Here is a 2,584-nt window from a genome sequence, read left to right as displayed (position 1 = left end):
AGTAGGCAAGTCGCTGATGGTCGTCGGGTCCTCCCTCTTTGCGGACAAGCTCGATGATAAGTTCCTGGTGTCCGTGACTCGTGATGCAAATTCCGGCTCCCTCAATCTTGAGGCCGTGCCGATGTTCCCGCTGCCGATAAAGTTGGACCAGATTTGGGCCGAGTTCGACTTCCCGGGCCGCGGCCCCGGCCAACAATGATCGCCGTCCTCATAGCCTCAATGGTGCTGGCGTCGACCGCCTCAGTTCAGCATGTGGTGTCGGTGGCGTCGACGACCTCCGCTCCCCAAGTGGTGGCGATCTCGCCGACTGAGGGCGCGATCCCGGCGAACACGCTTCGCCTCTACGTCACTTTCGACCGGCCGGCACGGGGGATGGTGGCGACGCGGGATCTGCGTCTGGTCGACGCCGAAGGGCGCACGGTCGACGGAGCCTTCATGGATTTCGGGCAGGACCTTTGGAGTCCCGATGGCCGACGCCTGACGGTGCTGTTCGATCCGGGTCGCGTGAAACAGGATGTGGAGGGGGACGGCGATAGCGCCGCCCCTCTTCGGCCCGGCCTTAGCTATACGGTCGAAGTCGGCCGCAAGCATTTTCATTACCGGGTAACGCCGGCGCTTCGCACGCCCGTTAACCCGCAAACTTGGGGTCTCGCACTACCCAACGCCGGATCGCGCGAGGCCCTAAAAATCACATTTGACCGGGAGATGGACGCCGCCCTTCTCCGAGACCAGTTGGGTATTGTCGACGATCAGGGGGGATTCCAATCTGGGCGGGTTACAGTCTCCGCCAGCGGGCGAGCCTGGTGCTGGCGCCCGAACCATGGCTGGCTCCCGGGCGCCTACAGACTTGTCGTCGGGAGCAGTCTTGAAGACGTTAGCGGCAACCGTGTCGGAGAAGCGCTTGACCACGATGTCGGCAAACCGGACGCCCTCAGCCAGGGCAGCGTCTTACTGTTCAAGGTCGGCCCCCGAGTTGTCCGGCAAGACGCCGGTGCTTGTTGATTCAGCAGTGCTGCAACGGCACCTCCGAAGGGCACCGGACGACGGTGGTCAAAGCCTGCGACCGCGTCGGCGTGCTCTACGCCGGCGACCTGGTCGCGGACGCTCCGGCAGGCAAGGTGTTCGTCAGCCCGAGGCATCCCCTATACTGAGGGTGCCGAACATTTTGGCGCAAATCTGGCTTAATATGCTTTTCACCTTGGGGTCACGTCTTAGCGTCCGCTATCGTTCCTTGGGCGCCAGGAGTTGCCATTTCGCTTTCGGCCCCAGGCTCTCGGACCGCAATGCGCCTATGTCGGTCGTTCGAAGTGGTGGTCGCCGCGCCCGAAAGCAGCCGTTCATTCGATGCGCTAAGGAATGGCAGCTGCCGCCTGCGGGTGAGTTCGACTGAGCCAGCGAGTTCGCTAGGGAAAACGCGGGTAGCGTCGTGACGCAGGTGGTGCCGCCGAGAAGGAACACGCTTGCTCGCAGGGCTGTCACGTCTCTGGAAGCGATACCGTACCGAGCCGCTCCGCACGACCCGCAAGGATGCCGAGCCCACAATCGCTTCGGCGACCGCTTTGCTCAAAGCCGTCGCCCCACGGTTACCATCCGCGTCATCCGTGTTCGGACGGACTCTCACTTCTATCCGTCTGAAGCGTGATCAGGAGAGTTTAGCTTGCGCATTCGCGTAACAAAGTTGTGATTTTCGCATCAAGTCTGCGGGCGACAGCAAGAGCCTCCAAACTACCATAGGAGAGCAGATAACTCTCCATTTTGTCATAGGAGACATGCACGCCATCGGGGCGTTCATCAACAAGGACTGTGACTGGAGCGTAAGATCCAGCATCGGGAACGTGTTTGACCATTTCTTTCATGATGAGTGGATTGCCCACCAGGAACCGCATGCTCTTGGGAGTCTCGGTTCCAGTTTCGCGGCGCAGAATGGCGCCCAAGTCGAATTCCGCGAAGAGCATGAGACCTGTGCGGCCCAGGCCACTTTGCACAACGCGCTCCAAATCCGAGAAGGAATTTGCAGCCCTCGTCGCCTTGAAAAATTCGACAATATCAGGTTGCCCGACCGCTGACTTGAGCGCGGCCACAACGGCGTCGAATGGTTTGGAACACGTCAGGCTGAAACGCTCAACCTCGACCTTTGCGATTGTCATTTCATTCTCCGCAACAGCTCTCAAGAATAAAAGTGCGCCCGATCGCGCCGGATTATGCCACCGCCGATTACGCTTCCACGAAGGTCCGGACGTGGCTGACGAACAATTCGTGGTACTGAAACAGGGCGCCGTGGCCGGAATCGGGATAAAGGACCAACTGGGCGTTGCTCAGAGCCTTGAACATTGCGTAGGCGTTGTCCGCCGGTAGCATGGTGTCGTGGCTGCCGCTCACCACAAGGGCGGGCTGGCGGATGGCGCGCAGAATGGCGTGCTCGGGATCAGGTGTGGCGCACCAGGTAATAAGCGCCTTGGCCTGCGGATCCGTCACCGCGCTGCCGTTATCGGTGTCCCGATCTTCCTCACGCACCTTCGCCCGCTTCAGGAAAGCCAGGCCGGCCGACTGGCTGGCGGACGACTTCGTGAAGAATAGTGGCAGG

The 2,584-nt window shown here is 60.8% G+C and carries 5 protein-coding genes; 3 read left to right on the top strand and 2 right to left on the bottom strand.

Features of this window, described 5'->3' with window-relative positions:
* The 3 genes from EOC83_RS32995 to EOC83_RS32990 all read left to right on the top strand — a co-directional run.
* The coding region (locus tag EOC83_RS32995) for a hypothetical protein (protein ID WP_164762438.1) at positions 1 to 199 on the top strand (199 nt) is incomplete at its 5' end.
* Positions 196 to 1,002, top strand: a complete 807-nt coding sequence (locus EOC83_RS32525; RefSeq protein ID WP_063170720.1) for a hypothetical protein — start codon at positions 196 to 198, stop codon at positions 1,000 to 1,002. The genes EOC83_RS32995 and EOC83_RS32525, both read left to right, overlap by 4 nt.
* Positions 996 to 1,151, top strand: a complete 156-nt coding sequence (locus EOC83_RS32990) for a hypothetical protein (RefSeq protein WP_158515818.1) — start codon at positions 996 to 998, stop codon at positions 1,149 to 1,151. The genes EOC83_RS32525 and EOC83_RS32990 overlap by 7 nt, the downstream gene beginning before the upstream one ends.
* A gap of 501 nt (positions 1,152 to 1,652) precedes the next feature.
* Here EOC83_RS32990 and EOC83_RS32520 read toward each other — a convergent pair.
* Positions 1,653 to 2,147, bottom strand: coding sequence for a DUF302 domain-containing protein (locus EOC83_RS32520; RefSeq protein ID WP_063170719.1), 495 nt, complete (start codon positions 2,145 to 2,147; stop codon positions 1,653 to 1,655).
* 67 nt (positions 2,148 to 2,214) lie between these two features.
* Positions 2,215 to 2,584 (bottom strand): alpha/beta fold hydrolase (locus EOC83_RS32515; RefSeq protein ID WP_164762437.1); only part of this gene is annotated, 370 nt, incomplete at its 5' end.

It is taken from the genome of Mesorhizobium sp. Primo-A (assembly GCF_003997175.1).
Taxonomy (GTDB): domain Bacteria; phylum Pseudomonadota; class Alphaproteobacteria; order Rhizobiales; family Rhizobiaceae; genus Mesorhizobium; species Mesorhizobium ciceri.
This window is presented reverse-complemented; position numbering and strand designations above follow the sequence as displayed.